Origin of the sequence: Mycoplasma elephantis ATCC 51980 (genome assembly GCF_000687815.1) — a bacterium.
GTDB classification, from domain to species: Bacteria; Bacillota_I; Bacilli_A; order Mycoplasmatales; family Metamycoplasmataceae; genus Mycoplasma_H; species Mycoplasma_H elephantis.
In genome coordinates this window covers 1-3,376 of sequence record NZ_JHXU01000020.1, presented here as the reverse complement: position 1 = coordinate 3,376, position 3,376 = coordinate 1, and the positions used below count along the sequence as shown (strand labels likewise).

At 24.2% G+C, this 3,376-nt stretch carries 2 protein-coding genes; both read right to left on the bottom strand.

The window, feature by feature from the left end; all coding sequences use genetic code 4:
• A partial coding sequence (locus T380_RS04280) for a hypothetical protein (protein WP_245594775.1) occupies positions 1–614 on the bottom strand: 614 nt, incomplete at its 3' end.
• A gap of 345 nt (positions 615–959) precedes the next feature.
• Positions 960–3,376: leucine-rich repeat domain-containing protein (locus T380_RS04125; RefSeq protein WP_036437116.1), on the bottom strand; the 2,417-nt coding region annotated here is incomplete at its 5' end.

Below are 3,376 nucleotides of genomic sequence, written 5' to 3'. Positions count from 1 at the left end.
TGATTTTCTTTATTATATTTTTTAATATCTTCAACATGGAACGATTTAAGCATTTTTACATCTGATTTTAATTCTGAAACATCTGATTTTAATTCAGCCACATCTGATTTTAATTCTGCAACATCAGATTTTAAGATTTTTATATCATTTTCTATTGCATCAAATCTAGGATTAATTTCGTCAAGAATTTCAGTTTTAAGTTTTTTATTTGATTCATCTAACATTATTTTGAATTTATCTTCTTGTTTTTTATTTGATTCATCTAACATAACTTTAAATTTAGCTTCTTGAATTTTATTTGATTCATCAAGCATTGTTTTAAATTTAACTTCTTGTTTTTCGTTTGATTCATCAAGCATATTCTTAAACACCGGCGTTATTGCTTGTACTACTGCTTCTATTAAACCACCTCAATTATTTTGCTCTGGTATTTTTGCTTCTTTATTTTTCATATCATTCTCATTTCATTCCAATAAAATGTAAGAATTTTCTTTATTCTCTTCATTTATCATTCTATCACAATTGATATTCTCAAATTTATTAAAAACTTGATTAATTTCTTTTTTAGTAGCTTTACCTACTTTTAATAAAGTTATTTTTTCTATTTTTGTCATAATTTCTATTACCTCATTAATAAAAGTATGAAAAATCACAATTTTTGATAAAAAAATAAAAAAATATGAAAAATTAATGATTAATCATATTTTTAAATTAGTATTACTTGATAGTTTTAAATTTTATATGTATATATTACTATTTGACATTTTCACATAATTGATGCATTTAATAAAATTTATATATTTATTTAGTTATGAATTGAGAATAGAAAAAACCCAACTAAAAATAATATATGTTAATTAAAACATAAATAAATGTTCTTTGTTGACGCTAAAGATATTCTTTTATCGTTATTATTTTTAATACAAAAAAGACCAAAATCAAAATTCTGGTCTTTTTAATTATTTATATAAATTTGAACCTTTAAATGATGATTCTTTGCTTTGTTGCCACTCTATTTTAGAGTCATTGTAATCGAATTTTTCTATTTTCATATTACCATCAAATACATAGTTACCAATTTTTATTAAGTTTTTACCAATTATAATTTTTAGTTCAGGGTTTTGACTTAATGATCCTGATTCTATTTCTTGCGCCATATTTAAATCAACAGATATTAAGTTTTTATTTTTTAAAACTTCGTATGAAACAATTTTTACACTATCCGGTAATTTTATTTCTGTTTTTGTTCCTTTATAATCTAAAAGAGCACCATTTCATACATAGAATCCATCAGCATCATAAGGTAATTTTGTGGATCCTGATATTTTTGGATTATTTCCTTTAGTAGGATCTTTTACTTTTGGGAAATTGACTTGTACTAAATTAGGTAAGTTTTCAAGCAATGAATGGTAAGTTAACTCAGTGACTTCATTACCGATAATAATTTCTAGCGATTCACAATCATGTAACATATATTCACTTAAAATTTTTAATTTTCCTAAATTTACCTCTTTAAGGTTTTTACATTCAACAAAATATGATTTTTTACCATAATTATCAAAAGAATTTCGTAATTGTACCTCAGTTAAATTAGGTAATACTATTTTTTCTATAGTTATTTCATTAGCATAATTACCCACAAAATTATTTCATGCCATATATTCTAATTTATTACCATCAAATGTTTTACATTTTAATTTATTAAACACATCTCCGGCAGCATATTTTACTTTGCTATTTAATACGAAATCTATACCTATAGAATCGTTTATTACTTTATCTGATAAACGAAGTAACACATTTCCTAACATACAATAACCATCAGCATCAAATTTTGTAATAATTTTAGTGTCATTAAAAGCATCTGCGTTTACTGTTTTTAATTGTTCACTTGAAATTTCAAATGTTTCTAAATTTTTGCAACCCGAAAATGCATTTTCACCAATTTCTTTTATATTATTACCAATAACTTTTTTTAGGTTTGTTTTATTAATAAAAGCATTATAAGTGATTTCTTTTGCATTATTTAAATCTATTTCTGTAAGTGATTCAATATCTTTGAATGCTTTTTCTGATATGGATTTTACCTCATTTGGCAATTTTAGTGTAGTTGCGTTAGGATTTTTTAATGTAACTTTTTGTAATACCCCTTTATACTGAGTTAAAAATTCATTTCCTTCATTATCGGTATATGTAATTTCTCTATCTTCATAATTTTCTAAAGTCATAAAACCATAAATACCTTGAAATGTATGCGTTAGTGTTTTTCCTTTATATTCCAACTTCACTAGCGCACTAACTTGATCACTTTTTTCCTCACCTTTTACTTCTAGTATTGTTATTTTAATGCTTGGGTCTAGTGTTCCACCATCATATTTATATTCCAAGTCTTCTGGTTGGGCATTAATCCCAGCTTTTTTATATGATACAGTGTCTTTTGCTTGAACTCTTAATTTTTTAAATATTTCTATAAGGTCTTTATTTTCTTTTTTAGCCATACCATCTTGTTTCGCTTCAAAAGATTTACTTCTTATTTCTTTATTTGTTTTATTATCATAAGTTGATAAATAATATTTGTATCCTAATATACCATTTTCATCATCTGGAATAGTTTTAATAATAGTTCCTTGTATGTTTGAAGGTTTATTTTGTTCATCAAAAACTTCTAAACGCAACATAAAAGGTTGTAATTCAGATGGTAATATTAAATCGAGAGGACTTCAACTAGTTAGTTTTACCTTATATTTACTTCATTCTATTTCACTTGATAAAAAAGTTAATTTAAAAATTGGGGTTTCAAACATTCCTGATGTTTTTGAAGTGTTATTTTTTGATAAATAATATAAAATTTTTACAGAATTATCCGCATTATTTTTAACAATTTTATAAATGTGTGCTTTAAATTCATTTGGTGTGTAATATTCAATTAAATAATCATCAGGATCTTCGCTAACATCATCAAACAACATATTACTTATTTCGATACCATCTTTGTGTTTGAATGTTACATTTTGAGATTCATCATCTCAATTTATTTCATCATCAATTTTAAATTCATTTTTTAATGTTTTTTCTTTTTTGGTGGTTACTTTACCCTTTTGTAATTCATAAGATATATAAACATTATCTTTGTCTTTGACAACATTTAATAATTTTCCAGAAAATTCATTATTTTGAATTTTTAATTCAAAATGTTCAATTGATAGATCATTAATAGATATATTGGCTGGTACTAACCCACTTTTTAATAAAACATCTTCTTGAGCTTTTGATCAATCAACATTAGTTGCAAAGCCAACAAATTCTTTAGTCTTTGATATTTTTTTATTACCCTTACTTATTTCATAACTAACGGTTGCGTTATTTCCGTTTTTGG